This is a genomic window from Pseudomonas sp. GW822-FHT03F04 (assembly GCF_058801405.1).
Genome location: NZ_JBXANF010000001.1, coordinates 282474 through 308198, shown reverse-complemented (window position 1 = coordinate 308198; position 25725 = coordinate 282474). Strand labels below are relative to the sequence as shown.

Genomic DNA, 25725 nt, shown 5'->3' with positions numbered 1-25725 from the left:
ATGAATCAATGAAGGCAGGAGTCGGTAATGAGCTATCAGCACCAGTATGTCGACGGTACGCGGATTCATTTTCCGCTGGGGAAAGTGGTGTGCATCGGCCGCAACTACGCCGAACACGCCAAGGAACTGGACAACCCGGTCCCTACCGAACCGTTGCTGTTCATCAAGCCGGGCAGTTGCGTGGTGCCGCTGGAAGGTGGTTTCAGCATTCCGACCGAGCGTGGCTCCGTGCATTACGAAGCGGAAATCGCCGTGTTGATCGGCAAGCCGCTGTCGACCAAGCCCAGCCGTGAAGAAGTGCTGGACGCGATCTCCGGATTCGCCCCGGCGCTGGACCTGACCCTGCGCGACAAGCAGGCCGAGCTCAAGTCCAAGGGACTGCCGTGGGAAATCGCCAAGTCGTTCGACGGCGCGGCGGTGATTGCACCGTTCGTGGTCGGCAGCACCTTTGCCGACCTGACCGACATCGGCATCCGCCTGACCATCAATGGCGAAGTGCGCCAGGACGGCAACAGCAGCGCGATGCTCAACCCGATCGTGCCGATGATCCAGCACATGGCCGGCTGCTTCTCGCTGCAGGCCGGTGACGTGATCCTGACCGGCACGCCGGTGGGTGTCGGTCCGCTGAACGTTGGCGATGACATCGTGCTGGAACTGCCGGGCGCCAGCCGCTTCACCAGCAGCGTTCGCTGATCCGGACACCGCGCTCTCAAATGGGAGATTGCAGGTTTGAGGAATGCCCTCAAGCCGGCAATCTCCCATTTCTGTTTTGTGATCCCGCCTGCAAAGGCGCAGGGCAATCCGGCCATTTGCCGTTTTTTTCACATCCTGTCCGGATAATTCCGGTCATTCTGGCGTCTGAGCCGGCCTCTTTGTGCTATTACCCATAGCCTGAATTTTTCGGAACGCGTCCACTGATGTCATCTCAAACACAGCTCAACACTGCTCGCCGTTCACGTTTCGCCCTGCGCTGGTATTACTGGCTGTTGCTGGTGGTCGCGGCCGGTTACGGTCTGGCGTATGCGATGCATTGGGATGACCGTGGCCTGTTGTGGGTGCGCGAGCGCTTCGAAAGCCCGGCTGAACGCACGGCGAGTGTCTGGTTGCCGGACTATCGGGTGGTGATCGACGCCAAGCTGTTGCCGGGGATGGAAAAGGACGAGGCCTCGGACCTGTCCTACGACCCGCAGAGCAAGACCCTGTTTTCGGTGATGGGCAAGAACCCGTTCCTGGTCGAGCTGACCTTACAGGGCGACGTGCTGCGCAAGATGCCGCTGGTGGGCTGGATCAACCCGGAAGGCGTGACCGTCATGGGCAATGGCTTGCTGGCTATTGTCGATGAGCGTGAGCACATGCTGTCGATCGTCAAGGTCGATGCCAATACCCGCGAGCTGAAGCGCGACGATTTCCCGAAATACGACCTCGGCCCCTCGAAAAACCAGAACAAGGCCTTCGAAGCCATCACCTGGGATGCCCGCAACCAGCGATTGTTGCTGGGCGAAGAACGTCCGCCAGCGCTGTTCACCTGGAAAAGCGACGGCAGCCAGACCCTCACCGGCGACAAGCAGAAACTGCCGAACGATGAACTGGACATCCGCAACCTCTCGGCCCTGGCCATCGATCCGCGCACCGGTCATACCCTGGTGCTGTCTGCCGATTCGCACCTGCTGCTGGAGCTGGACGAGAAGGGCGAACAGGTCAGTTTCATGACCCTGCTGGGCGGCTTCAACGGTCTGAAGCAGACCATCCCCCGCGCTGAAGGCGTGACCATGGACGAGGCGGGCACGCTGTACATGGTCAGCGAGCCGAACCTGTTCTACCGCTTCGAAAAACAGAAATAACCCGCCTGCCGCCGCAAGGTTGTCGTCCGGGGCAAGTGGCCTTTAAGCTTCGATTCAGACAGGCGTGATATTTCATCCGCCTGTTTTGATCCCGAGCCCAGCCCGCATGCGTCGATTTGCCCGTCCCAAGCCCCTTCTGATCATCCTCTCGGTGATTGCCCTGATCGCATTGATTGCGATCGGCCAATACCTGCGTCTGTTCGAGCGCGCCTGGTTCAACCTGCAAAGTCACTGGCAGCCCCACAGCATTGAGGCGATCAATCTGGATCAGTACAGCGTGGGCATCGAGGCTCGGGTCATCGAGGGGCTGAACGATGACGTTTCCGCGCTGACTTACGATCCGGTGCGCAAAAGCCTGTTCACCGTCACCAACAAGAATGCCGAGCTGATCGAATTGTCGCTGGAGGGCCGGATCCTGCGCCGTGTCGCGCTGATCGGTTTCGGCGATCCGGAGGCGGTCGAGTTCATCAGTGCCGACACTTACGTGATCACCGACGAACGCCAGCAGCGCCTGATCAAGATCCATCTGGAGCACGACACTACGTTCCTCGATGCGGCGGACGCCGAGCAGATGACGCTCGGCGTGCACATGAGCGGCAACAAGGGTTTCGAAGGTCTGGCTTACGATTCAGTGGGCAAGCGTCTGTTCGTGGCCAAGGAGCGCGATCCGATGCTGATCTACGAAGTGCACGGCTTTCCGCACTTCAACCCGGAAAAGTCCTACGCGGTGCATGTCATCAACAACCCCAAGCGCGACGCCGGGATGTTCGTGCGTGACCTGTCGAGCCTGCAATACGACGAGCGCAGCGGCCATCTACTGGCGCTGTCGGACGAGTCGCGGCTGATTCTGGAACTGGATGTGGACGGGCGCCCGATGAGCACGATGTCGTTGAGCGGTGGTCGGCAAGGGCTGAAGAAAACCGTGCCGCAGGCGGAAGGCATAGCGATGGATGACGATGGGACGTTGTATCTGGTGAGCGAGCCAAATCTGTTTTATGTCTTCAGAAAGCCAGACCGGAACTGACATTCTTCAATGAACCCCCGTGGGAGCGGACAGGCTCCCACAGGTTCTTCAGGCTTACTCGGCCTTCAGGGTCTTCACGCCTTCGCTGGTGCCCAGCAACAGCAGATCCGCCGGACGTGCCGCGAACAGGCCGTTGGTGACCACGCCGACGATTGCATTGATCTGCGCTTCCAGCTCCACCGGGTTGGTGATCTGCAGATTGTGCACGTCGAGGATGATGTTGCCGTTGTCGGTCAGCACGCCTTCGCGGTAGACCGGGTCGCCGCCCAGTTTCACCAGTTGGCGGGCCACGTGGCTGCGGGCCATCGGGATCACTTCCACCGGCAGCGGGAACGCGCCGAGCACCGGCACCAGTTTGCTGCCGTCGGCGATGCAGATGAAGGTCTTGGCCACGGCCGCGACGATCTTCTCGCGGGTCAGGGCTGCACCGCCGCCCTTGATCAGGTTCAGGTGCTCGTCGCTTTCGTCGGCGCCGTCGATGTAGAACTCCAGGTCGCTGACCGTGTTCAGTTCGTACACCGGAATCCCGTGGCCCTTGAGGCGCGCGGCGGTGGCTTCGGAACTGGCGACCGCGCCATCGAACGCGCCCTTGTGCTGGGCCAGGGCGTCGATGAAGCAGTTGGCGGTGGAGCCGGTGCCGACCCCGACGATGCTTTTGTCGTCAAGTTTCGGAAGGATGAAGTCGACGGCGGCCTGGGCCACGGCCTGTTTGAGTTGATCCTGGGTCATGCGGGCTCCGGAAGCGGGCAAGGTAAGAACGGAAAGGCCGGCATTATAGCCTCAAGCCGGGCTAAAACCTCTGGATTCGTGTGGTCGTGCGCCCGAAAGCCGGGTTAGACTCGTTGGCCCTGCCCAACCCGCTCAGTGATGCTTTCCGATGCTCGAACAGTACGTCAAGAAGATCCTCACCTCGCGCGTTTATGACGTTGCCGTAGAAACCCCGCTGCAGAACGCCCGCCAGCTCTCCGAGCGGCTGGGCAACGACATCTGGCTCAAGCGCGAAGACTTGCAGCCGGTGTTCTCGTTCAAGATTCGCGGCGCCTACAACAAGCTGACCCAGTTGAGCGACGAAGAACGCGCTCGCGGCGTGGTCACCGCGTCGGCGGGCAACCACGCGCAGGGCCTGGCCCTGGCGGCGAAAGTGCTGGGCGTGAAAGCGACCATCGTGATGCCCAAGACCACCCCGGAGATCAAGGTCGAAGGCGTGCGCTCTCGTGGCGGCAAAGTGGTGCTGCACGGTGATTCGTTCCCGGAAGCCCTGGCCTACTCGCTGAAACTGGTCGATGAGAAAGGCTACGTCTACATCCACCCGTACGACGATCCGCACACCATTGCCGGGCAGGGCACCGTGGCGATGGAAATTCTGCGCCAGCACCCGCAGCCGCTGGACGCGATCTTCGTACCGGTGGGCGGTGGCGGTCTGATCGCCGGCATCGCGGCGTACGTGAAATACCTGCGGCCGGACATCAAGGTCATCGGCGTCGAGCCCGACGACTCCAACTGCCTGCAAGCGGCGATGGCGGCGGGCGAGCGCGTCGTGCTGCCGACCGTGGGCATCTTCGCCGACGGCGTGGCGGTGGCGCAGATCGGCCAGCACACGTTCGACATCTGCAAGGATTACGTCGATGAAGTGATCACCGTCAGCACCGACGAAATCTGCGCGGCGATCAAGGACATCTACGACGACACCCGTTCGATCACCGAACCGGCCGGCGCCCTGGGCGTGGCCGGGATCAAGAAGTATGTCGAGCAGCGCGGCGTCAGCGGCCAGACCTTCGTCGCCATCGACTCCGGGGCCAACGTCAACTTCGACCGCCTGCGCCACGTCGCCGAGCGCGCCGAGCTGGGCGAGGGTCGCGAAGCGATCATCGCCGTGACCATCCCGGAGAAGGCCGGCAGCTTCAAGGCGTTCTGCGAAGCCATCGGCAAACGCCAGATCACCGAATTCAACTATCGCTACAACACCGGCAGCGAAGCGCACATCTTCGTCGGCGTGCAGACTCACCCGGAAAACGACCCGCGCAGCGCGCTACTGGCGAGCCTGACCGAACAGGGTTTCCCGGTACTCGACCTCACCGACAACGAACTGGCCAAACTGCATATCCGTCACATGGTCGGTGGGCGCGCGGCGCAGGTGGTCGATGAAGTGGTGTTGCGCTTCGAGTTCCCGGAGCGTCCGGGCGCGCTGTTCAACTTCCTCAACAAGCTCGGCGGGCGCTGGAACATTTCGATGTTCCACTACCGCAACCACGGCGCGGCCGATGGCCGTGTGGTCGCCGGTCTGCAAGTGCCTCACGAAGAACGTCACCTGGTTCCCGCAGCGCTGGCGGAAATCGGCTACCCGTACTGGGACGAAAGCGACAACCCGGCCTATCAGCTGTTTCTTGGCTGAGCGGCTACGCTGATGGGCAGGCCTTAAGGAAATCGGACAATGGAAACGTTAACTGCCCTGAAAACGGCGCATATGGTCGCCACCGTGGTTCTGCTGGCGAGTGCGCTGGGACTGGGCGTCTGGGTTTTACTGGCCCGGCGCAAAGGTGATGCGACGGCGGGCAGCCGCACGTTGCAGCGGCCACGGGTGTTTGTCTGGCTGCTGATGGGCCTGGCGCTGCTGAGCATGCCGTTTACGGGTTGGTGGATGGTGCATCTGGTGGGCTGGCCGTTGGGGCAGACGTGGATTCTGGCCTCCAGCGTGCTGTACACCGTGGCGGCGCTGGCGTGGTTCTGGCTGCTGGTGCGCTTGAACCGCTTGCGCAAGGCGCCGGGCGGCGTCGGCCGGTTCAGCTTTGCCCTGGCGCTGTTCAGTTTTGTCTGCTTTGTCGCGATTGCCGGGTTGATGGGCGCCAAGCCGGTTTAAGGCCCGGCACCCGACCTCGAGATCAATCGCGCAGCGAGATGACCGACCAGCCGCGTTTCTCGGCTTCGGCCCGCAGATTCGGGTCCGGATCAACAGCGACCGGGTTCACCACCTGCTCCAGCAGCGGCAAGTCGTTCATCGAGTCGCTGTAGAAATAGCTGTCTTGCAGCGAATGCCCGGTCTCTTCCAGCCAGCGGTTCAGGCGCGTCACCTTGCCTTCACGGAAGCACGGCACGTCGGTGCTGCGACCGGTGTAGCGACCGTCCTGCATCTCGCACTCGGTGGCGATCAGGGTTTCAACGCCCAGGCGCTCGGCAATCGGTGCGGTGACGAAGCGGTTGGTGGCGGTGATGATCACCAGTTTGTCGCCGGCGTCGCGGTGCTTTTTCAGCAGCTCGACCGCTTTTGGCAACATCAGCGGCTCGATGCAGTCGCGCATGAAGTCGCTGTGCCATTGCTCGAGCACGGCCATGTCGGTGCGGCCGAGAATTTCCAGGCAGAAGTTCAGGTACGCGGCGTTATCCAGTTTGCCCGCCAGGTAGTCCTGATAGAACTCGTCGTTGCGTGCCTTGTAAGCGATCGGGTCGAGGAAGCCGCGTTCACACAGATAATCGCCCCAAGCGTGATCGCTGTCGCCGCCCAGAAGGGTGTTGTCCAAATCGAATAAAGCCAGGCGCATTGCAGTTACCCGCTGAAAAGTCAGTAAAAAGGCCACAAGAATACGGTCTTTTCACAAGAGTGCACATAAGGTAGGAAGCTTCATTGCTGCCTTCACAATCTTTGTGGAACAATGCGGCGACATGCGTTTGCGAGGTTGTTGCCGTGATCGACCCCGATGGTTTCCGTCCTAATGTCGGGATCATTCTGACGAATGACGCCGGACAGGTGCTATGGGCTCGCCGTATCAATCAAGATGCCTGGCAGTTTCCGCAAGGAGGGATCAATCCCGAGGAGACGCCGGAAGACGCCTTGTACCGCGAGTTGAACGAAGAAGTGGGCCTGGAACGCGAGGATGTTGAAATTCTCGCCTGTACCCGGGGCTGGTTGCGCTATCGTTTGCCGCAACGTCTGGTGCGAACCCACAGCCAACCGCTGTGCATCGGCCAGAAACAGAAGTGGTTTCTCCTGCGCCTGATCTCCAACGAGCAGCGGGTGCGGATGGATTTGACCGGTAAACCGGAGTTCGATGGCTGGCGCTGGGTCAGCTATTGGTATCCGTTGGGCCAGGTGGTGACATTCAAGCGCGAGGTGTATCGCCGCGCTCTCAAAGAGCTTGCCCCGCGCCTTTTAGCGCGCGACTGACGACGGAGTTCGACCCCGAGCCATGCTCAATACGCTGCGCAAGATCGTCCAGGAAGTTAACTCCGCCAAGGATCTCAAGGCGGCGTTGGGGATTATTGTATTGCGCGTCAAAGAGGCCATGGGCAGCCAGGTCTGCTCGGTCTACCTGCTTGATCCCGAGACCAACCGCTTCGTCCTGATGGCCACCGAGGGCTTGAACAAGCGCTCGATCGGCAAGGTCAGCATGGCACCCAACGAAGGTCTGGTCGGCCTGGTCGGCACGCGTGAAGAACCCCTGAACCTCGAAAACGCCGCGGATCACCCGCGCTACCGCTACTTCGCCGAAACCGGCGAGGAGCGCTACGCCTCGTTCCTCGGGGCGCCGATCATTCACCACCGCCGCGTCGTCGGCGTGTTGGTCATCCAGCAGAAAGAACGCCGCCAGTTCGATGAAGGTGAAGAAGCCTTCCTCGTGACCATGAGCGCGCAGCTCGCTGGCGTAATCGCTCACGCCGAGGCCACCGGGTCGATCCGTGGTCTGGGCCGTCAGGGCAAGGGCATCCAGGAAGCCAAGTTCGTCGGCGTACCGGGTTCGCCGGGCGCAGCGGTCGGTACGGCGGTGGTCATGTTGCCGCCGGCGGATCTGGACGTGGTGCCGGACAAGCACATCGACGACATCGATGCCGAGCTGGAGCTGTTCAAGACCGCCATCGAAGGCGTGCGCGCCGACATGCGTGCCTTGTCGGCCAAACTGGCGACCCAGTTGCGTCCGGAAGAGCGCGCGCTGTTCGACGTCTACCTGATGATGCTCGACGATGCCTCGCTGGGCAGCGAAATCACCACCGTGATCAAGACCGGCCAGTGGGCCCAGGGCGCGTTGCGTCAGGTGGTCACCGATCACGTCAACCGTTTCGAATTGATGGACGATGAATACCTGCGTGAGCGGGCGTCGGACGTCAAGGACCTGGGCCGTCGTCTGCTCGCCTACTTGCAGGAGGAGCGTCAGCAGAACCTGGTCTACCCGGAAAAAACCATTCTGGTCAGCGAAGAACTGACGCCGGCAATGCTCGGCGAGGTGCCGGAAGGCACGCTGGTCGGTCTGGTCTCGGTACTCGGTTCGGGCAACTCCCACGTCGCGATCCTGGCCCGGGCCATGGGCATCCCGACGGTCATGGGTCTGGTCGACCTGCCGTATGCCAAGGTCGACGGCATCGACATGATCGTCGATGGCACCAAGGGCGATGTCTACACCAACCCCAGCGAAGTGTTGCGCAAGCAATTCGCCGACGTGGTGGAAGAAGAGAAACAACTGGCGCTGGGCCTCGATACCCTGCGCGACCTGCCGTGCGTGACCCTCGATGGCCACCGCATGCCGCTGTGGGTCAACACCGGCCTGCTGGCGGACGTGGCGCGGGCGCAGAAACGTGGCGCCGAAGGCGTCGGTCTGTACCGCACCGAAGTGCCGTTCATGATCAACCAGCGTTTCCCGAGCGAGAAGGAACAACTGGCGATCTACCGTGAGCAGCTTGCCGCGTTCCACCCGCAACCGGTGACCATGCGCAGCCTGGACATCGGCGGGGACAAGTCGCTGTCGTACTTCCCGATCAAGGAAGACAACCCGTTCCTCGGCTGGCGCGGGATCCGCGTCACCCTCGACCACCCGGAAATCTTCCTGGTGCAGACCCGCGCGATGCTCAAGGCCAGCGAAGGCCTGAACAACCTGCGGATCCTGCTGCCGATGATCTCCGGCATCCACGAGCTCGAAGAGGCGCTGCACCTGATTCACCGTGCCTGGGGCGAAGTGCGCGACGAAGGCACCGACGTGCCGATGCCGCCGGTGGGCGTGATGATTGAAATTCCTGCGGCGGTCTACCAGACCAAGGAACTGGCGCGGATGGTGGACTTCCTGTCGGTCGGCTCCAACGACCTGACCCAGTACCTGCTGGCCGTGGACCGCAACAACCCACGGGTGGCCGATCTCTACGACTACCTACACCCGGCGGTGCTGCAAGCCCTGCAAACCGTGGTGCGCGACGCCCATGCCGAAGGCAAGCCGGTGAGCATCTGCGGCGAGATGGCCGGTGACCCGGCGGCCGCGGTGCTGTTGATGGCGATGGGCTTCGACAGCCTGTCGATGAACGCCACCAACTTGCCGAAGGTGAAGTGGATGCTGCGTCAGATCAACCTGAGCAAAGCCAGGGATCTGCTGGCGGAACTGATGACTATCGATAACCCGCAAGTTATCCACAGCTCGCTGCAGTTGGCGCTGAAGAACCTCGGATTGGCGAAGATGGTCAGTCCAGCGGCGGCCAAACCTCTCTGAGCACAGGATCGCAGCCTTCGGGCTGCGATCTTCAGAGGTTGATTTCCACTTCCCCCAAGTGCCCACCATACGGCCCGAAACTACGCTCCACCATCCGCCGCGTCCCGTCGGCCTGCACAATCATCGCCGTACTCGCTCGGGTTCCATAGCTCTGGCTGGCAATAAACACACTCGACAACAACGACTCGGTCGCCAGGCCCACGCCGGTGTCCGGCAGTTCGGCAAACGGCGCGGTCTGCGCATCGCCCAGCAGCGCAAGCAACTGCTCGGGTTGTGGATCATCCAGCACCGCATTCAATGCAGCCTTGGCCTTGAGCAGTTTCGGCCACGGCGTATCCAGCCCGGCGTTTGAAAGCCCGTAGAGGCCCGGCTGCAACATCACCGGTTCCGAAGACCGGGCGTTGAAATGCCACAGCTCATGAGCATTGCCCAGCAGCAGATTGAACCCGGCATACTCCGGCGAACGGGCGACAACGTCGGACAAATAGTCATCGATCGACAGGTTTCCGGTCAGAAACCCCGCCACCAACTCGCCCCGAGAACGTCGGGCCGGTGGCTGATGCGGATCGCGGATGTTGGTCAGTGCGGCAAAACGTCCATTGGCGCCGAGGCCGAGCCAGGTGCCTCCGGCTTCCAGATCCCGTCCGGCATGGACGTGCGGCGCTTCCGGCCACTGGGCCAGCGGCAGGCTGGGCCGGGCGTAGAACTCGTCACGGTTGGCCGCGACGATCAGCGGCTGGGCATGCCCCGGCCGCCAAGCGAAAACGATCAGGCACATAAGGTGGTCCTTGTGTGTTTTCTGCCCACTCTACGCAGACATCGTCCGTGCATCCATCGCCAGTGGAGCCGAAGGCCATGCATCCGTTACCATGCCGCTCCGGTTTTGGGATGCGCCTCTGGAGGCAGTCATGGAATTTCTGCTCTATCTGGCGCTGGGTGCCTGTGCAGGCGTGCTGGCCGGGCTGTTCGGGGTTGGCGGCGGGATCATCATCGTTCCGGTGCTGGTGTTCAGTTTCACCTTGCAGGGCTTCGATCCGTCGATCCTGACCCACCTGGCCGTCGGCACGTCGCTGGCGACGATCATCTTCACCTCGGTCAACGCCGTGCGTGAACATCATCGACGCGGGGCGGTGCGTTGGCCGATCTTCAAGTGGATGACCGTCGGGATCCTGCTTGGCGCCGGTTTCGGCGCGCTGACGGCCGAAGCGATCTCCGGGCCCAATCTGCAGAAAATCATCGGTGTATTCGCCCTGGTGATCGCGGCGCAGTTGGCGCTGGACGTCAAACCCAAGGCCAGCCGAACGGTGCCAGGCAAACTCGGTCTGACCATGGCCGGCAGTGTGATCGGCTGGGCGTCGGCGATTTTCGGGATTGGCGGTGGCTCGCTGACCGTGCCGTTCCTGACCTGGCGCAGCGTGCCGATGCAGCAGGCGGTGGCGACATCGTCGGCCTGTGGCCTGCCGATTGCCGTGGCAAGTGCAATAAGTTTCATGATTCTGGGCTGGCATGATCCGTTGCTGCCGGCCCATAGTCTCGGGTTTGTGTATCTGCCGGCGCTGCTGGGCATTGCGCTGACCAGCATGGTGTTCGCCCGTCTCGGCGCGCGGCTGGCGCACAAGTTGTCGCCGAAGTTGCTGAAACGGCTGTTCGCCGCTTTGCTGTTCTGCGTGGGGCTGAGCTTTTTGTTCTGAGCAGGCCACAATCCTGGCTTAATCCTGAGGTGGCAGCGTCGCCCGGGAATTTTGAAGATTTGAACTCTAACGAGGAGTCGCAATGCTGCCTTACCCGCAGATCGACCCGGTGGCCCTGGCCATCGGTCCGCTGAAAATCCACTGGTACGGCCTGATGTATCTGGTCGGCATTGGCGGTGCGTGGCTGCTGGCGTCGCGCCGGCTCAACCGTTTCGATCCGACCTGGACCAAGGAGAAACTCTCCGATCTGGTGTTCTGGCTGTCGATGGGCGTGATTGTCGGCGGGCGACTGGGCTATGTGCTGTTCTACGATCTGAGCGCCTACATCGCCAACCCGACGCTGATTTTCGAAGTGTGGAAGGGCGGCATGTCGTTCCACGGTGGCTTCATCGGCGTGATGCTGGCGGCGTTGTGGTTCGGCAAGCGTAACGGCAAGTCGTTCTTCCAGTTGATGGACTTCGTCGCGCCGATGGTGCCGATCGGTCTGGGCGCCGGGCGCATCGGCAACTTCATCAACGCCGAGCTGTGGGGCAAGGCCACCGACGTGCCGTGGGCCATGGTGTTCCCGCCGTTCAGCGACCCGGCGCAACTGCCGCGTCACCCGTCGCAGCTGTACCAGTTCGCGCTCGAAGGCGTCGCGCTGTTCCTGATCCTCTGGCTGTTCTCGCGCAAGCCGCGCCCGACCATGGCGGTCTCGGGCATGTTCGCGCTGTTCTATGGCATCTTCCGTTTCATCGTCGAATTCGTCCGCGTGCCGGACGCGCAACTGGGCTACCTCGCCTGGAACTGGCTGACCATGGGTCAGGTACTGTGTGTACCGATGATCATCGGCGGGCTGTTCCTGATCTGGCTGGCCTACCGTCGTGCCCCGGCGGCACCGGTTGCACCGACGGCTTAAATATTCGAACCCCGGCGCGGTTGGCCGGGGCTCAAGGACACAGGTAACTCATGAAGCAATATCTCGATCTGGTGTCGCACGTCATCAACAACGGCACCAAACAGGCCAACCGTACCGGCGTGAACACCATCAGCTTTCCGGGCGCGATGCTGCGCTTCGATCTGCAGGAAGGTTTCCCGGCGATCACCACCCGCAAGATGGCCTTCAAATCGGCCATCGGCGAGATGTGCGGCTTTCTGCGTGGCGTGAACAATGCTGCGGAATTCCGTGCGCTGGGCTGCAAGGTCTGGGATCAGAACGCCAACGAAAACGCCCAGTGGGTGGCCAACCCGTTCCGCCAGGGCGAAGACGACCTCGGCGAAATCTACGGCGTGCAATGGCGCAAATGGCCGGCGTACAAGCAGATCCCGCTGAGCAACACCGCCGCCATCGAACAAACCCTGAGCAACGGCTACAAGCAGATTGCCCAGGGCGAAGAAGACGGCCAGGCCTACGTGGTGCTGTATAAAGCCATCGATCAGGTGCGCCAGTGCGTCGACACGATCATCAAGGATCCGGGCAGTCGCCGCATCCTGTTCCACGGCTGGAACTGCGCCCAGCTCGATGAAATGGCCTTGCCGCCGTGCCATCTGCTGTATCAGTTCCACCCGAATGTCGAGACCAAAGAGATCTCTCTGACCCTCTACATCCGCTCCAACGACCTGGGTCTGGGCACGCCGTTCAACCTCACCGAAGGCGCTGCACTGCTGAGCCTGATCGGTCGCCTGACCGGTTATACGCCGCGCTGGTTCACCTATTTCATCGGCGACGCCCACGTCTACGAGAACCACCTCGACATGCTCAACGAACAGCTCAAGCGCGAGCCGTTCGCCATGCCGAAGCTGAAGATTTCGGATCGCGTGCCGGAGTTTGCCAAGACAGGCGTGTACCAGCCGGAATGGCTGGAGCTTGTAGAACCGAGCGACTTCTCGCTGGAAGGCTACGAGCACCATGCGCCGATGACCGCGCCGATGGCGGTCTGAAGCACGAGTGACTAAACACTGAGGGAGCCAAATGGCTCCCTCAGTCGTTTCTGGCGTTCTTAATGGCCGTGACTGCGGCCCACATGCGAATGCTCAACCTCCGCTGCCACAACTCCGCCACTCACTTCCAGCCGCTGCAGGATCCCGCACTGATCCGCTTCCGGCCCTTCGCCACAACGCTGGCGCAGGTCGAGCAATTGCGTCTGCAACGCCAACAACCCATCGATTCGCGCCTTGACGTGCTGGATGTGCTCGTCGATCAGCGCATTCACGCTTTCGCACTGATCCTGCGGGCTGTCGCGCAAGGCGAGCAGGCTGCGGATTTCTTCGAGGGTCATGTCGAGGGTGCGGCAGTTGCGGATGAACGTCAGGCGCTCGGCGTGGGCCTGGGTGTAGACGCGGTAGTTGCCGTCACTGCGGGCCGGTTCCGGCAGCAGGTTTTCGCGCTCGTAGTAGCGGATGGTTTCCACGGCGCAATCGGTCTGTTTCGCCAGTTCTCCGATCTTCATGACAGCGATCTCCAAAAGGGTGCTTGACCCTATAGTGGCTACAGGGTCTTTACTTGGCAACAGGCACCTTCATGGACGCGACCAATGAGCGATTCCCAGCACACCCACCCTCACACCCACAAACCGGGCGACGGGCACGATCACAGTCATAAATTGCAGCCTGTGCATAAGCATTCCCACGGCGGCGATTCCTGCTGTTCGTCGAAAGCCGCTGCGCCGGCGCTGGTACAACTGAGCGAGGCGAAAAGCGCCGACGCCCGGCTGAGCAGTTTCCGCATCGAGGCGATGGACTGCCCGACCGAGCAGACGCTGATCCAGAACAAACTCGGCAAACTCGCCGGGATCCAGCAGCTGGAATTCAACCTGATCAACCGCGTGCTCGGCGTGACCCACAATCTGCCGGACACCGCGCCGATCATCGACGCGATCAAATCCCTCGGCATGCAGGCCGAGCCGCTCGAGGCGGGCGTTGATTCCCCGGCCGCCGCCCCGGTGAAAAAACACTGGTGGCCGCTGGCGCTGTCCGGCGTCGGTGCGCTCGCTGCCGAAGTGATCCACTTCACCAGCGCCGCGCCGACCTGGGTGGTGGCGATCATCGCGCTGATCTCGATCCTCAGCGGCGGCCTCACCACCTACAAGAAGGGCTGGATCGCCCTGAAGAACCGCAACCTCAACATCAACGCCCTGATGAGCATCGCCGTGACCGGCGCCGTGTTGATCGGCCAATGGCCGGAAGCGGCGATGGTGATGTTCCTGTTCACCGTGGCCGAGCTGATCGAAGCGCGCTCGCTGGACCGCGCGCGCAACGCCATCAGCGGTTTGATGCAGATGACGCCAGAGCAGGCGACTGTGTTGCAGGCTGACGGCAACTGGGTCGAACTGGATGTGAAAAGCATCGAACTTGGTGCTCGTGTGCGAGTGAAACCGGGCGAGCGCATCGCACTGGACGGTGAAGTCGTGAGCGGTAGCTCGACTATCGATCAGGCGCCGATCACCGGCGAAAGCCTGCCCGTGGAAAAAACCGTCGGCGACAAAGTGTTCGCCGGCACCATCAACCAGGCCGGTTCGCTGGAGTATGCGGTGACGGCAGCGGCGAACAATTCCACCCTGGCGCGAATCATCCACGCCGTGGAACAGGCGCAAGGCGCGCGGGCGCCGACCCAGCGCTTCGTCGATCAGTTCTCGAAAATCTACACCCCGGTGGTCTTCGTCCTGGCCCTGGCCGTGGCGATCATCCCGCCGCTGTTCATGGGCGCCGCGTGGTTCGACTGGATCTACCGCGCGCTGGTGCTGCTGGTCGTCGCGTGCCCGTGCGCACTGGTGATTTCCACCCCGGTGACCATCGTCAGTGGCCTCGCCGCAGCGGCGCGCAAAGGCATTCTGGTCAAAGGCGGCGTGTACCTGGAGGGCGGTTTCAAACTCGACTATCTGGCCCTCGACAAGACCGGCACCATCACCCACGGCAAACCGGTGCAGACCGACTACCTGTCCCTCGATCCGACCGCCGACGCCACGGCGCCGGCGATTGCCGCCGCGCTGGCCGGGCGTTCCGATCACCCGGTGTCGCTGGCTATCGCCAATGCCGCTGTGGATAAAGGTTTCGCGACGCTGGTTGTGGATAACTTCGAAGCGCTGGCCGGGCGTGGTGTGAAGGGTGAGGTCAACGGCCAGGCCTACCACCTGGGCAACCATCGTTTGGTGGAAGAACTGGGCCTTTGCTCGCCGCAACTGGAAGAAAAACTGTTCGCGCTGGAAAAACAGGGCAAGTCCGTGGTGCTGCTGCTCGACCGTTCCGGCCCGCTGGCATTGTTTGCCGTGGCCGACACAGTCAAGGAAACTAGCCGCGAAGCGATTCGCCAGCTGCACGATCTGGGCGTGAAAACCCTGATGCTCACCGGCGACAACGTCCACACCGCGCAGGCCATTGCGGCGCAGGTCGGGATCGATCAGGCCAAGGGCGACTTGCTGCCCACCGACAAACTGCAAGCCATCGAAGACCTGTATGCGCAGGGCCGTCGGGTCGGCATGGTCGGCGACGGTATCAACGATGCGCCGGCACTGGCTCGGGCGGAGATCGGTTTTGCGATGGCGGCGGCTGGCACCGATACGGCTATTGAAACCGCCGATGTCGCCCTGATGGACGACGATCTGCGCAAGATTCCGGCGTTCATCCGTTTGTCCCGCAACACGGCCAGCATCCTGAAACAGAACATTGCGTTGGCATTGGTGATCAAGGCTATCTTTCTTGGGGTAACCTTCGCCGGGCTCGCCACCATGTGGATGGCGGTGTTCGCTGACATGGGCGTGAGCCTGCTGGTGGTGTTCAACGGTTTGCGCCTGTTGCGCAAATAGAGGAAGAGGGGCGGTTGTGCTGAGTGCCGAGCTGAAAGCGTTTTACATGGTGGCCCGCCTGGGCAGCATCACGCTGGCGGCGAAAAAGCTCGGCCTCAGTCAACCGACCGTGACCACCCAGATCCGTAATCTGGAAAGTCAGTACTCGGTGGAACTGTTCTACCGTGGCGGCCGGCGCCTGAGTGTCAGCGATGAAGGTGCGCGGCTGTTGCCGATGGTCAAGGCGCTGTTGCAGCAGGAGGCCGATATCGAGTTCTTCCTGCGCAACAGTGGTCAGGTTCAGGGCACCCTGCGCATCGCCGCCACCGCGCCGTATTACATCCTCGATCTGGTGAAGACCTTCCGCGAACGGCTGCCGCAGGTGGAAGTGTCGGTGGAAATCGGCAACTCGCAGCAAGTGCTCGAAGCGCTGGAGGATTACCGGGTGGATGTCGCGGCATCGTCGCAATTGCTCGACGATGCGCGGCTGATCCGCCGGGTGCTTGGAAGCGATCCGCTGGTGCTGGCGGTGCATCGTAATCATCCGCTGGCGGCGCATGACCATGTGACGCTGAGTGCACTGGCCGGGCATACCCTGTTGATGCGTGAACCGGGTTCGACCACCCGTCGCTTGACCGAAGAATTGCTGGCCGGTGCCGGGGTCAGTTTCGGCCCGTTGCTGGAGATCGGCAGCCGTGAATCGATCCGCGAAGCGGTGCTGCGCAACATCGGCATCAGCATCATCGCCCGACAGGAAGTGCCGCATGATCCGCAGTTGCGGGTGCTGACCCTGGAGAATGCGCCGCAGATTCCCGAATACCTCTACTGCCTCAAGGAACGCAAGAACGCCCGGTTGCCGGCGGCGTTTCTCGGGCTGGCGCAGGAAATGTCCCCGGCCTGATCAACCCAAATCCCTGAATACCACTATCGGTCGTTTTTGCCTTACTGCCATATGACCGACGCATTACAACTCTAGGATTTGCCTCATCTGCTTGATGAGGTCTGTCCATGAACCCTGCAATCGCAACTGCCCTGACCAACCCCGGCGCCCCGATGAAAGTGCGCGGCGTGCAGAAGCGCTTCGGCGCCTTCACCGCGCTGGATAACGTCTCCCTCGATGTCGCGGCCGGTGAGCTGGTGTGCCTGCTCGGCCCGTCGGGCTGTGGCAAGACCACGCTGTTGCGCTGCATCGCCGGTTTGGAGAAGCAGGACAGCGGCGAGTTGTACCTCGGCGAGCGCGACGTTTCCCACCTCGCCCCGCAGGCTCGGGACTACGGCATCCTGTTCCAGTCCTACGCGCTGTTCCCGAATCTGACCGTCGAGGCGAACATTGCCTACGGCCTCGCCGGCAGTGGTCGCGATGAAGTGCGCCGTCGCGTCGGTCAGATGCTGGAACTGGTCGGCCTCACTGGCAGTGAGAAAAAGTACCCGGGCCAGTTGTCCGGCGGCCAGCAGCAACGAGTTGCACTGGCCCGAGCCCTGGCCCCCGCGCCGTCGTTGTTGCTGCTCGACGAACCGATGTCAGCCCTCGACGCCCGGGTTCGCGAGCATCTGTGCACCGAGTTGCGCCAACTGCAACGCAACCTCGGCATCACCACCCTGATGGTCACCCACAATCAGGACGAAGCCATGCTGATGGCCGACCGCATCGCCGTGATGAACAACGGCAAGGTCGAGCAGTACGCCACCCCGCAGGAAATCTACAACCGCCCGGCCACGCCATTTGTGGCCGAGTTCGTCGGCCAGGGCAACTGGCTGCCGTTCCAGCGCAGCAGCGACAGCCACGCCAAGGTCGGCGGGATGAACCTGCGCCTGGCCGATGGCAGCGTCCATAGTCCGTCGGGCCGACTGTTCTGCCGTCCGGAAGCGATCAACGTCAATCCGCTGGTGCACGAAGAAAACCTGTTCCCGGCCAAGGTCCGCGAGATCACTTTCCTCGGCAACCGCTGCCGCATGAGCTTCGAACTCGATCAGTTACCCGGTCACGCCTTGCTCGCCGAACTGGCACCGGAAGCCATGCCACGTCTCGGCGCCCAGCAAATCATGGTCGCCTTGCCGCCACGCAGCCTGCAGGTGTTTGCCTGATGAACAGCAACCTCGCACTGCCGCTACCGCAAAAGCAGGCGCGGCAGGTGTCCGGGGCCGAGGTCGGCGACCGGATCTTCGTCCTCGGCGGCAAACTCCTGCTGCTGGTGCTGCTCGGTGTGGCGGTGCTGTTACCGTTGCTGGCGATCTTCTGGCGCGGTTTCAGCAGCGAAGCCGGGCAGGGTGGTGGCTGGCTGGCGGCGAAGGAACTGGTGACCAGCGACAATTTCCACTGGCTGCTCGGTAACAGCCTGAAGGTTTCCCTCAGCGTCGCGGCGATCGTCGTACCGCTGGCCTACCTGTTTGCCTACGCCTTGCAGCGCACGTTGATTCCAGCAAAAGGCATCTGGCGCGGGATTTCCCTGCTGCCGCTGATGGCGCCCTCGATGTTGCCGGGGATTGCCTTGGTCTATCTGTTCGGCAATCAGGGCATGTTGCGCGGGCTGCTGTCGGACAACATCTACGGTTTCTGGGGCATTGTTCTGGGTGAGGTGATCTACACCTTCCCACACGCCTTGATGATTTTGCTGTCAGCCCTGTCGCTGGCGGATGCACGACTGTTCGACGCCGCGTCGAGCATGGGCGCGAGCCCTGCGAAAGCCTTCCGCAGCATCACTTGGCCGGCAACCCGCCAGGCTGTGTTCGCCGCGTTCTGTCTGGTGTTCACCCTGACCATTACTGATTTCGGTGTGCCGGTGGTGGTCGGTGGCGACTATCAGGTGCTGGCGCTGGAAGCCTACAAAGCGGTGGTCGGCCAGCAGCAATTCGGTCGCGGCGCGTTGATCGGCATGGTTCTGCTGCTGCCGGCGCTGTTCAGCTTCGGCGTCGATGCCTGGCTGCGTCGGCGTCACGGCGACTCCATGAGCGGCCGCGCCCAGGTGTTCAAACCGGCGCCGTCGAAGAGGCGCGACGCCTGTTATCTGGCCATCGTCCTGTTGATCAGTGCGGCGTTGCTGCTGGTGTTCGGCATGGCGGTGTTCTCGTCGCTGGTGAAGTTCTGGCCGTACAACCTGTCGCTGTCACTCAACCACTATCAGTTCAACGAGACCGCCGGCGGTGGCTGGCTGGCCTATGGCAACAGTTTGAAAATGGCGCTGGGCACGGCGTTGATCGGCAGCGTACTGATCTTCACCGGCGCCTACCTGATGGAAAAGACCCGCAGCCAGCGCGGGCTGAATCTGACCTTGCGCATGCTCAGTTTCGTACCGATGGCGGTGCCGGGGCTGGTGCTGGGGTTGGGTTACGTCTTCTTCTTCAACCTGACCGGCAACCCGCTGCACGTGCTGTACGGGACCATGACCCTGCTGATCGTCTGCACCATTGCTCACTATTTGACCACTGCGCAGATGACCGCCACCACTGCGCTGCGCCAGCTCGACGCCGAGTTCGAAGCCGCCGCGCTGTCGCTCAAGGCGCCGCTGTACCGGCATTACCTGAAGGTCACCGTGCCGATCTGCCTGCCGGCGCTGCTGGACATCGTGCGCTACCTGTTCGTCTCGGCCATGACCACCGTGTCGGCGGCGATCTTCCTCTACAGCCCCGACACCATCCTCGCGGCGGTGGCGGTGCTGAACATGGATGACGCTGGCAACGTCGGCGGCGCGGCGGCGATGTCGACCCTGATTCTGTTCACCTCGGCGGGCGTGTCCTTGCTGCTGGCGTGGGCTTCGCGCGGCTTGCTGCGCCGTTCCCAGGCCTGGCGGCAAACGGCGCCCGGCCACTGATCCACGACTTATCCCTATCGCCTCAACTCACCTACAGGAAAACGATCATGTTCAAGCCTATGGCCCTGGCCGCTGCTGTGCTCGCTACTTTCAGCCTGAATGCCTTCGCGGCAAAAACCGAGTTGACGGTGTACACCGCCCTCGAAGCCGAACAGCTTAAGAGCTATAAGGAAGCGTTCGAAAAGGCCAACCCGGACGTCGAGATCAAGTGGGTACGCGATTCCACCGGGATCATCACCGCCAAACTGCTGGCCGAAAAAGAGCGTCCACAGGCTGACGCGGTGTGGGGCCTGGCGGCGTCGAGCCTGGCGATCCTCGATCAGCAAGGCATGCTGCAAAGCTATGCGCCGAAGGATCTGGGCAAGATCGGCGCGAACTACCGCGACGCCGCCAACCCGCCAGCCTGGGTCGGCATGGACGTCTGGGCCGCAACCATTTGCTTCAACACTGTCGAGGCCGAGAAACAAGGCCTGACCAAACCGGTGAGCTGGCAGGACCTGACCAAGCCTGAGTACAAAGGCAAGATCGTGATGCCGAACCCGGCCTCGTCCGGCACCGGTTTCCTCGACGTCAGCGCCTGGCTGCAAACCTTCGGCGAGAAGCAGGGCTGGGCTTACATGGACGGTCTGCACCAGAACATCGGCCAATACGTTCACTCCGGTTCCAAGCCTTGCAAACTGGCGGCCGCTGGCGAATTCCCGATCGGGATTTCCTTCGAATACCCGGCCGTACAGTTGAAACGCCAGGGTGCACCGCTGGACATCATCCTGCCGAAGGAAGGCCTGGGCTGGGAGATCGAAGCGACTGCCGTGATCAAAGGCACGCCGCACGAAGAGGCTGCGAAGAAACTGGCTGACTTCTCCGCCAGCGCCCCGGCGATGGATCTGTACAAGGAAAACTTCGCCGTCCTCGCCCAGCCGGGCATCGCCAAGCCACAGACCGAGCTGCCGGCCGACTACGAGCAGCGCCTGATCAAGAACGACTTTGCCTGGGCCTCGAAGAACCGCGACGAGATCCTGACCGAATGGCGCAAGCGCTATGACGGCAAGTCCGAGAAAGTGGTCGCCAAGTAAAATCTTCATCGACTGACAGGGCCCCATCGCTGGCTTGTCAGCGATGGCGGTCTCTTATTCAGAGCACCTCTCAATGACACAACACAAAGACTTGCTGATCGTCGGCGCCGGCATCCTGGGCCTGTCCCACGCCTATGCCGCCGCCCGGCGTGGTCTCAAAGTCACGGTTTTCGAGCGCACCGCTACGCCACTCGGCGCGTCGGTTCGCAACTTCGGCCAGGCACTGGTCACCGGTCAGCCACCGGGCCCGATGCTCGAACTGGCCAAGGCCAGCCGCGAGATCTGGGGTCAGTGGGCGCAGCTCGCCGGCCTGCAACTCAAGCGCAACGGCTCGTACCTGTTCGCCCGTACCGAGGCCGAAGAGCACTTGCTCGATGCCTTCTGCGTCGGGCGCGCCGTGGAGCACGACTATCGCGTCAACCTGTTGCGCGGTGGTGCATTACGAGATCTGTATGGCGGCCAGTTCAGTCATCACCGCGCCGCGCTGCACGGGATGGACGATCAACAACTGTATTCCCGGGAAGCGATTCCGGCGCTGATCGATTACCTGCGTCGCGAACTCAACGTCGAGTTCCGCTTCTCGACGCTGGTGCGCGATGTCGAGCCGGGGAGGCTGCAAAGCACTGCCGGCACTTTTACCGCCGAGCAGATCATTGTCTGTTCCGGCCACGATTATCAGACCTTGCTGGCCGAGCCGATTGCCGCCCTCGACCCGCAGATCTGCCGCCTGCAAATGCTCCGCGCCCGGCCGCAGATCGGCCTGAATCTGCAACACGCCTTGCTCACCGGCCTCAGCTGCGTGCACTACGGCGCCTTCGCTGACTTGCCGGAAGCCGCAGCGGTGCAGGCGCAGATTCTGCGCGAGCAGCCGCACTTGCAGGAAAACGGCATTCACCTGCTGATCAGCCCGACGCCGTATGGCGAACTGATCATCGGCGACTCGCACCATTACGGCAGCGATCCGTCGCCGTTCAACGCCGAGCAGGTCGACAACTGGATGCTCGAACTGGCCGAACAGACCCTCGGCTGCAAGGTGCAAGTGGTCGAGCGCTGGCAGGGTGTCTATGGTTCCCGGGGGCCGGGGCCGTTTTCGTTCCTGCGTCCGGCGCCGGGGCTGAGTGTGGCGCTGATGCACAGCGGCGTCGGCATGAGCGTCGGCCCGGCCATGGCCGAGCGCAATGTCGCACAGCTTTTTGGAGAGAACCGATGTTGAGTCACGAGCAAGTCATCGACCGGGTGTTCGGGCTCTATGAGCGGTTTGGTGCCAGCGACTATATCGGCGAACCGGTGTCGCAGATCGAGCACATGTCCCAGGCTGCGCAACTGGCCATCGCCGAAGGTTTTGACGATGAAGTGGTGCTTGCCGCGTTCTTCCATGACATCGGTCATTTGTGTGCCGAAGGTGCGGAGAACATGGGCGGTTACGGCGTCGTCAGCCACGAGCGCCTCGGTGCCGATTATTTGCGTGAGGCCGGATTCAGCGAACGCATGGCGCGTCTGGTGGAATATCACGTCCAGGCCAAGCGCTATTTGACGCTCAGGGACACCGGCTATTACGAGCGCTTGAGCGAAGCCAGCCGACGCACTCTGGAATATCAGGGCGGGGTGATGACGGAGGCTGAAGCCGATGCGTTCGAGCGGGATCCGTTGTGCGCTGTGAGTTTGCGGATGCGCCAGTGGGATGAGCTGGCGAAGGAAATGGCGGTGCCGGTGATGGATCTTGTGGTGTTGAAGCACAAGGCTTTCACGTTGCTGTCCCGCGAGGCGCGCTGAACCTTCTTACGCCAAACCGGGAAACGGTGCATGGCGCGTGTTGCCCCTTCGGCACAGACTGTTTTTTTTGCCGAAGGAGCGCACGGATGCGTTTTTTGAAAGTGATTGCCCGGGATCGATCGGGCAGCGGCGCAGGGGACAGTGTCCAGCTGCGCTTTCATGACAGCGAACAGGACTGGCGCGAAGCCTCGGCCCGTGAAGTCGCGCAACTGCGCAGCTTCTCCAGCACCTATCTGAAATGCGCCTGGTTCAACGCAGCCGATGAAGACGCGCGGCATCTACGGATCTTTGCCCTGAACCCCGGCAGCGATGGAACGCCGGAGTCAGTGAGGCTGCACTTTCACCAGGGCGAAACCATCGCTTACAAAGCCGCCGTCCACGACCTGGATAACGATGGCGGCTTCGAGGTTGTCCTGTGTTCGGACGTCGACAACGACGGGCGCGCCAATCGCACGGATCGCCGCCGCGTGACGGCGCTGGTCAAGCAGTTCCTCAAGGTTGGCTGGCTCTAGAGTTCGAGCACCTTGCCCACCAACCCTTCGATCTGTTCCTGGCGCTGGGCCTGATTCAGCTTCGGATGCGGATTGAGTGACGACCATTGCGGGTGGGCCCGGGCGATGTTCAGCGCCTCCGGCAACTTGCCTTCGCGCCAGGTCTTGTCCTGTGGCGTCGCCACTTGAACGGCATCAATCGCCGCATGACCACGGGCATTCAGCGCTTGCAACAGTTGCCGCTGACGCAGCGCCAGCAGGCGCAACACGTTGTCGTCGACCGTCAGTTCCCTTTGTCCCTTGATCTTGCCCAGCAGGCGATTGCCGTAGCTGCGGGCGGTTTGCAGGGCGCCGCCGGCAATTGCGCCGGCCAGGGCGGCGGCGCCGAGGGTGATGCCGCCCACCAGCAGATCCACACCTGCACCGGCCGCTGCGCCGGCCGCAATCCCGCCGCCGACTCGCACCCCCAATTGCTTGAGGGTTTCCGGATTGAACAGGTCATCGCCCCAACGCCCGTCGAGCAGCGGCAAATCACTGGCCGCGGCGTCTTGCGGTCGGAAGGCGTAGAGCTTGAGCAGCGCTTCGACGCATTTCTGCTCGCGTTGGCGCACGGCCTTGCGCAGTTCGCTGATGGCCTGTTGTTCCTGTTCCGCGTTGCTCGCCACGCTGCGCCGGCACGCGGCGCAGTCGATCAACAATTCGGCGATCAGGCGTGCGGCACTTTGTTCGCGGGCGAGGCGTTGGGCCTGTTGATCGGCGATCAGGCGTTCAAGTTGTGGGCGGGCATTTTCCAGCAACAACGCGAGGCTTTCGTACAGTCGTCGCTCACCATCCTCGGGCGGGGCGACGCTGTCGAAGCGCACCAGCGCGTGCAGTCCCAGGCGCGCCAGTGCTTCACGCCAGTCCGGCTCGCGGTGGTTGGCGCTGCTGACGAAATTCAACACCGGTAGCAACGGCTTGCCGCAACTGGCCAGCACCTCCAGTTCATCGCGGTACTTGGCCAGCACCGGTTCTCGGGCGTCGATCACATACAGGCCGGCGTCGGAGTCGAGCAGTTGCCGCAACACTTTGGCTTCCTGTTCGAAACGCTGGCGCGCTTCGCTGCCGTCGAGAAACCGCGCCAACCGCGCCGGGCCGTCGAGGCGTTCGCCGGGGCGTTCCAGGCGCTCGAGAAAATCCAGCAGGGCGATGGCGTCTTCCAGACCCGGTGTGTCATAGAGGTCGAGCAACGGTTCGCCATCCACCGACAACCGCGCGCCTTCGACATGCCGCGTGGTGCTCGGGCGATGGGAGACTTCGCCGAAGCCGACATCGCGGGTCAGGGTGCGTAGCAGCGAAGTCTTGCCGACGTTGGTGTGGCCGACCACGGCCAGTTTCAGCGGCGCTTTCCAGGCATCAGTCATGTCCGTGCTCCAGCCAGTTCAACGGGGCGCAATCGGCGAACGGCAGTTCGAGTTGTTGCAGCGCCACGTGCCAGTCGCCGAGGCGTTCGGCGTCCAGTCCTTGTCCCGGCGGCGCCTGCAACAGCCAGATTCGGGTCGCGGCGGCATTGCGCGCCAGCTCGGCGATCAGCGCAAGGCTGCCGCGATCCGGGGAGCGTCTCGGATCGCAGGCAATCGCGAGGCGTACCGGCGGAAAACGGCTGAGCTGTTCGAGCAGTTTGTTGCGTGATTCACGACTGTCGAGGATGCCGGCGTTGCTGACGTTCTTCGGCAGCGTCGGCGGCCATGGGTGTTGATCGTCGAGTTCGATTGCCACCAGCAACGCGCCATCGCTGGCGAGTTCGCCGACTGAGCTTTCAACGCGGTGCAGTTGCGCAGGTTCTGGGTCGGTGATGCCGAGGCGTTCGCTGGTCGGCATCAGGCGTTCGCGCAGTTGGACGTAGCCGGGGAGGTTCAGGTCCAGACGCAACGCAGCCTTGCCGCTGTTCCAGCGCCAGAAGCAAAACAGCGCCAACAGCAGACGCGGCAGCACGCCGTACACCACCAGCACGCCGACCAGCCAGGTTGCCCAGGCTTGACGGGCGCTTTCGATGTTCAGCGCGGTGTCGCCGCTGGCGCGGATCATTTCGACGGTCGGTACGTTGAAGCCCAGCAGCGCCGGCAACGCGCCTAGGGTCTGGGTCATGTTGATGAAGGTGTCGGCACTGAGAATCGTGGTTTCCCAGACGAAACCGTAGCGCCGGGTCGCCATCAGCGTCAGCAACAAAACCAGCGCGCTGAACATCGCCAGCAACCACAGGCCATTGACCAGCGAGCCGAGCGCCCAGCGATTGAGTTTCTGGCGTTGCAACATCAACAGCAGGGCTGGCGCCAGTTGCGCAGCCTTGGCGTCGCGAGCGAGTTTTTCACTGAGCCACAGCCACAAGCGGCCGAGGGTGGCGCCGTGTTCGCCAGCGAAGATCAGCCCCAACGCCCAGCTCAACAGCAGAATCAGGTTCAGCCCGAGCAGACTGCCCAGCGCCCAGAACACATTGACCGGCGTCTGGCCCAGTGCGGCGAAAGCCAGGCCGGCGCCGCTCAGTACCGCGAAGATCGCCAGCAGCACCAGCGCCAGACGGGCGCCTTGCAGCCAGTGCTTGAGCGCAGAGGTCAGGCCGTCGCGCTCGGCCAGCCACAAGGCCCGGCGTTGAATGCGGCTCGGCAGATCGCCGCCGGCCGCGCGGGCCAGGCGATTGGCTTCCAGATCGTCCAGCGGGCCTGCGTGTTCTTCGCGCAGGCGCACGGTTTCGGTGAGCCAGAGGTTTTGCAGTGGAGTCAGTTCAGTCACGCGGCATCCCGTTGCTTGATTGAGCCGTGAGCA

24 protein-coding genes are annotated in these 25725 nt (G+C 62.5%); 18 read left to right on the top strand and 6 right to left on the bottom strand.

Going from position 1 to position 25725, the window contains the following annotated elements; genetic code table 11:
* The first annotated feature begins 27 nt into the window (after window positions 1-27).
* The 3 genes from AC1RMX_RS01415 (at window position 28) to AC1RMX_RS01405 (ending at window position 2865) form a co-directional block, all read left to right on the top strand.
* Window positions 28-693 carry a fumarylacetoacetate hydrolase family protein gene (locus tag AC1RMX_RS01415; protein ID WP_096817485.1) on the top strand — a complete coding sequence of 222 codons (666 nt, stop codon included), beginning with the start codon at window positions 28-30 and terminating at the stop codon, window positions 691-693.
* A 224-nt stretch (window positions 694-917) separates the two neighbouring features.
* On the top strand, window positions 918-1841 hold the full coding sequence (locus AC1RMX_RS01410; RefSeq protein ID WP_192559233.1) for an SdiA-regulated domain-containing protein: 924 nt from the start codon (window positions 918-920) through the stop codon (window positions 1839-1841).
* 106 nt (window positions 1842-1947) lie between these two features.
* Window positions 1948-2865, top strand: coding sequence for an SdiA-regulated domain-containing protein (locus AC1RMX_RS01405; RefSeq protein ID WP_493070169.1), 918 nt, complete (start codon window positions 1948-1950; stop codon window positions 2863-2865).
* A gap of 54 nt (window positions 2866-2919) precedes the next feature.
* Here the strand turns inward: AC1RMX_RS01405 and rpiA are convergent, their stop codons facing one another.
* Window positions 2920-3594, bottom strand: a complete 675-nt coding sequence (rpiA, locus tag AC1RMX_RS01400; RefSeq protein ID WP_096817491.1) for a ribose-5-phosphate isomerase RpiA — start codon at window positions 3592-3594, stop codon at window positions 2920-2922.
* Between the two features lie 148 nt (window positions 3595-3742).
* On the opposite strand from rpiA, the gene ilvA reads away from it, so the two are divergent.
* Together ilvA and AC1RMX_RS01390 are read left to right on the top strand one after the other, a co-directional pair.
* The gene (ilvA, locus tag AC1RMX_RS01395) at window positions 3743-5257 is read left to right on the top strand and encodes a threonine ammonia-lyase, biosynthetic (protein ID WP_249483631.1); all 1515 of its coding nucleotides are present in this window, start codon (window positions 3743-3745) and stop codon (window positions 5255-5257) included.
* Between the two features lie 39 nt (window positions 5258-5296).
* Window positions 5297-5722 (top strand): DUF2269 domain-containing protein, encoded by a 426-nt coding sequence (locus AC1RMX_RS01390; RefSeq protein WP_085709022.1) that lies wholly within the window; start codon window positions 5297-5299, stop codon window positions 5720-5722.
* Between the two features lie 22 nt (window positions 5723-5744).
* Here the strand turns inward: AC1RMX_RS01390 and AC1RMX_RS01385 are convergent, their stop codons facing one another.
* On the bottom strand, window positions 5745-6401 hold the full coding sequence (locus AC1RMX_RS01385) for a histidinol-phosphatase (protein WP_096817495.1): 657 nt from the start codon (window positions 6399-6401) through the stop codon (window positions 5745-5747).
* A gap of 143 nt (window positions 6402-6544) precedes the next feature.
* Between AC1RMX_RS01385 and AC1RMX_RS01380 the strand changes: the two genes are divergently transcribed.
* Together AC1RMX_RS01380 and ptsP are read left to right on the top strand one after the other, a co-directional pair.
* On the top strand, window positions 6545-7024 hold the full coding sequence (locus AC1RMX_RS01380) for an RNA pyrophosphohydrolase (protein ID WP_003229203.1): 480 nt from the start codon (window positions 6545-6547) through the stop codon (window positions 7022-7024).
* Window positions 7025-7046: 22 nt separating this feature from the next.
* Window positions 7047-9326: a phosphoenolpyruvate--protein phosphotransferase gene (ptsP, locus tag AC1RMX_RS01375; protein ID WP_096817498.1), complete on the top strand. Its 2280-nt coding sequence runs from the start codon at window positions 7047-7049 to the stop codon at window positions 9324-9326.
* A gap of 31 nt (window positions 9327-9357) precedes the next feature.
* Here the strand turns inward: ptsP and AC1RMX_RS01370 are convergent, their stop codons facing one another.
* A complete protein-coding gene (locus AC1RMX_RS01370) occupies window positions 9358-10104 on the bottom strand; it encodes an NRDE family protein (RefSeq protein WP_493070166.1) in 747 nt (248 codons plus the stop codon).
* A gap of 130 nt (window positions 10105-10234) precedes the next feature.
* Between AC1RMX_RS01370 and AC1RMX_RS01365 the strand changes: the two genes are divergently transcribed.
* From AC1RMX_RS01365 to AC1RMX_RS01355, 3 genes are all read left to right on the top strand, one after another.
* Window positions 10235-11017, top strand: a complete 783-nt coding sequence (locus tag AC1RMX_RS01365; protein ID WP_096817504.1) for a sulfite exporter TauE/SafE family protein — start codon at window positions 10235-10237, stop codon at window positions 11015-11017.
* Between the two features lie 82 nt (window positions 11018-11099).
* Window positions 11100-11915: a prolipoprotein diacylglyceryl transferase gene (gene lgt / locus AC1RMX_RS01360; protein ID WP_096817506.1), complete on the top strand. Its 816-nt coding sequence runs from the start codon at window positions 11100-11102 to the stop codon at window positions 11913-11915.
* Between the two features lie 50 nt (window positions 11916-11965).
* Window positions 11966-12937 (top strand): thymidylate synthase, encoded by a 972-nt coding sequence (locus tag AC1RMX_RS01355; RefSeq protein WP_493070163.1) that lies wholly within the window; start codon window positions 11966-11968, stop codon window positions 12935-12937.
* 59 nt (window positions 12938-12996) lie between these two features.
* Here the strand turns inward: AC1RMX_RS01355 and cadR are convergent, their stop codons facing one another.
* Complete coding sequence (cadR, locus tag AC1RMX_RS01350) at window positions 12997-13446, bottom strand: Cd(II)/Pb(II)-responsive transcriptional regulator (protein ID WP_007953454.1); 450 nt, start codon at window positions 13444-13446, stop codon at window positions 12997-12999.
* Between the two features lie 84 nt (window positions 13447-13530).
* Here cadR and AC1RMX_RS01345 point away from each other — a divergent pair, with 84 nt between their 5' ends.
* The 8 genes from AC1RMX_RS01345 to AC1RMX_RS01310 all read left to right on the top strand — a co-directional run bounded on the left by AC1RMX_RS01345 (window position 13531) and on the right by AC1RMX_RS01310 (window position 22944).
* Window positions 13531-15798, top strand: a complete 2268-nt coding sequence (locus tag AC1RMX_RS01345; RefSeq protein WP_493070161.1) for a heavy metal translocating P-type ATPase — start codon at window positions 13531-13533, stop codon at window positions 15796-15798.
* Window positions 15799-15814: 16 nt separating this feature from the next.
* On the top strand, window positions 15815-16678 hold the full coding sequence (locus AC1RMX_RS01340) for a LysR family transcriptional regulator (RefSeq protein ID WP_102619666.1): 864 nt from the start codon (window positions 15815-15817) through the stop codon (window positions 16676-16678).
* Between the two features lie 107 nt (window positions 16679-16785).
* Window positions 16786-17862 carry a putative 2-aminoethylphosphonate ABC transporter ATP-binding protein gene (locus tag AC1RMX_RS01335; protein ID WP_007953451.1) on the top strand — a complete coding sequence of 359 codons (1077 nt, stop codon included), beginning with the start codon at window positions 16786-16788 and terminating at the stop codon, window positions 17860-17862.
* Entirely contained in the window at window positions 17862-19586 is a 1725-nt protein-coding gene (locus AC1RMX_RS01330) for a putative 2-aminoethylphosphonate ABC transporter permease subunit (protein WP_096817515.1), read from the top strand. The genes AC1RMX_RS01335 and AC1RMX_RS01330 overlap by 1 nt, the downstream gene beginning before the upstream one ends.
* 47 nt (window positions 19587-19633) lie before the next feature.
* Entirely contained in the window at window positions 19634-20659 is a 1026-nt protein-coding gene (locus AC1RMX_RS01325) for a putative 2-aminoethylphosphonate ABC transporter substrate-binding protein (protein WP_096817517.1), read from the top strand.
* A 43-nt stretch (window positions 20660-20702) separates the two neighbouring features.
* Complete coding sequence (locus AC1RMX_RS01320) at window positions 20703-21872, top strand: TIGR03364 family FAD-dependent oxidoreductase (protein ID WP_493070158.1); 1170 nt, start codon at window positions 20703-20705, stop codon at window positions 21870-21872.
* Entirely contained in the window at window positions 21866-22432 is a 567-nt protein-coding gene (locus tag AC1RMX_RS01315) for a phosphonate degradation HD-domain oxygenase (RefSeq protein ID WP_493070156.1), read from the top strand. The genes AC1RMX_RS01320 and AC1RMX_RS01315 overlap by 7 nt, the downstream gene beginning before the upstream one ends.
* An 86-nt stretch (window positions 22433-22518) precedes the next feature.
* Window positions 22519-22944 carry a hypothetical protein gene (locus AC1RMX_RS01310; protein ID WP_096817523.1) on the top strand — a complete coding sequence of 142 codons (426 nt, stop codon included), beginning with the start codon at window positions 22519-22521 and terminating at the stop codon, window positions 22942-22944.
* Here the strand turns inward: AC1RMX_RS01310 and AC1RMX_RS01305 are convergent.
* Both AC1RMX_RS01305 and AC1RMX_RS01300 read right to left on the bottom strand, forming a co-directional pair.
* Window positions 22941-24326 carry a GTPase/DUF3482 domain-containing protein gene (locus tag AC1RMX_RS01305; protein ID WP_096817525.1) on the bottom strand — a complete coding sequence of 462 codons (1386 nt, stop codon included), beginning with the start codon at window positions 24324-24326 and terminating at the stop codon, window positions 22941-22943. The two genes, AC1RMX_RS01310 and AC1RMX_RS01305, sit on opposite strands and share 4 nt — an antisense overlap.
* Window positions 24319-25692 carry a DUF2868 domain-containing protein gene (locus tag AC1RMX_RS01300; protein ID WP_096817527.1) on the bottom strand — a complete coding sequence of 458 codons (1374 nt, stop codon included), beginning with the start codon at window positions 25690-25692 and terminating at the stop codon, window positions 24319-24321. The genes AC1RMX_RS01305 and AC1RMX_RS01300 overlap by 8 nt, the downstream gene beginning before the upstream one ends.
* Window positions 25693-25725 lie beyond the last annotated feature (33 nt).

Excerpts from the sequence above, each read along its gene's own strand:
- AC1RMX_RS01370 (WP_493070166.1), bottom strand. The coding sequence starts at position 10,104 with ATGTGCCTGATCGTTTTCGCTTGGCGGCCGGGGCATGCCCAGCCGCTG.
- ptsP (WP_096817498.1), top strand. The coding sequence starts at position 7,047 with ATGCTCAATACGCTGCGCAAGATCGTCCAGGAAGTTAACTCCGCCAAG.
- cadR (WP_007953454.1), bottom strand. The coding sequence starts at position 13,446 with ATGAAGATCGGAGAACTGGCGAAACAGACCGATTGCGCCGTGGAAACC.
- rpiA (WP_096817491.1), bottom strand. The coding sequence starts at position 3,594 with ATGACCCAGGATCAACTCAAACAGGCCGTGGCCCAGGCCGCCGTCGAC.
- AC1RMX_RS01310 (WP_096817523.1), top strand. The coding sequence starts at position 22,519 with ATGCGTTTTTTGAAAGTGATTGCCCGGGATCGATCGGGCAGCGGCGCA.
- AC1RMX_RS01405 (WP_493070169.1), top strand. The coding sequence starts at position 1,948 with ATGCGTCGATTTGCCCGTCCCAAGCCCCTTCTGATCATCCTCTCGGTG.
- AC1RMX_RS01365 (WP_096817504.1), top strand. The coding sequence starts at position 10,235 with ATGGAATTTCTGCTCTATCTGGCGCTGGGTGCCTGTGCAGGCGTGCTG.
- AC1RMX_RS01320 (WP_493070158.1), top strand. The coding sequence starts at position 20,703 with ATGGCGGTCTCTTATTCAGAGCACCTCTCAATGACACAACACAAAGAC.
- AC1RMX_RS01355 (WP_493070163.1), top strand. The coding sequence starts at position 11,966 with ATGAAGCAATATCTCGATCTGGTGTCGCACGTCATCAACAACGGCACC.
- AC1RMX_RS01415 (WP_096817485.1), top strand. The coding sequence starts at position 28 with ATGAGCTATCAGCACCAGTATGTCGACGGTACGCGGATTCATTTTCCG.
- AC1RMX_RS01315 (WP_493070156.1), top strand. The coding sequence starts at position 21,866 with ATGTTGAGTCACGAGCAAGTCATCGACCGGGTGTTCGGGCTCTATGAG.
- AC1RMX_RS01305 (WP_096817525.1), bottom strand. The coding sequence starts at position 24,326 with ATGACTGATGCCTGGAAAGCGCCGCTGAAACTGGCCGTGGTCGGCCAC.
- AC1RMX_RS01325 (WP_096817517.1), top strand. The coding sequence starts at position 19,634 with ATGTTCAAGCCTATGGCCCTGGCCGCTGCTGTGCTCGCTACTTTCAGC.
- AC1RMX_RS01385 (WP_096817495.1), bottom strand. The coding sequence starts at position 6,401 with ATGCGCCTGGCTTTATTCGATTTGGACAACACCCTTCTGGGCGGCGAC.
- AC1RMX_RS01345 (WP_493070161.1), top strand. The coding sequence starts at position 13,531 with ATGAGCGATTCCCAGCACACCCACCCTCACACCCACAAACCGGGCGAC.
- lgt (WP_096817506.1), top strand. The coding sequence starts at position 11,100 with ATGCTGCCTTACCCGCAGATCGACCCGGTGGCCCTGGCCATCGGTCCG.
- ilvA (WP_249483631.1), top strand. The coding sequence starts at position 3,743 with ATGCTCGAACAGTACGTCAAGAAGATCCTCACCTCGCGCGTTTATGAC.
- AC1RMX_RS01330 (WP_096817515.1), top strand. The coding sequence starts at position 17,862 with ATGAACAGCAACCTCGCACTGCCGCTACCGCAAAAGCAGGCGCGGCAG.
- AC1RMX_RS01390 (WP_085709022.1), top strand. The coding sequence starts at position 5,297 with ATGGAAACGTTAACTGCCCTGAAAACGGCGCATATGGTCGCCACCGTG.
- AC1RMX_RS01410 (WP_192559233.1), top strand. The coding sequence starts at position 918 with ATGTCATCTCAAACACAGCTCAACACTGCTCGCCGTTCACGTTTCGCC.
- AC1RMX_RS01335 (WP_007953451.1), top strand. The coding sequence starts at position 16,786 with ATGAACCCTGCAATCGCAACTGCCCTGACCAACCCCGGCGCCCCGATG.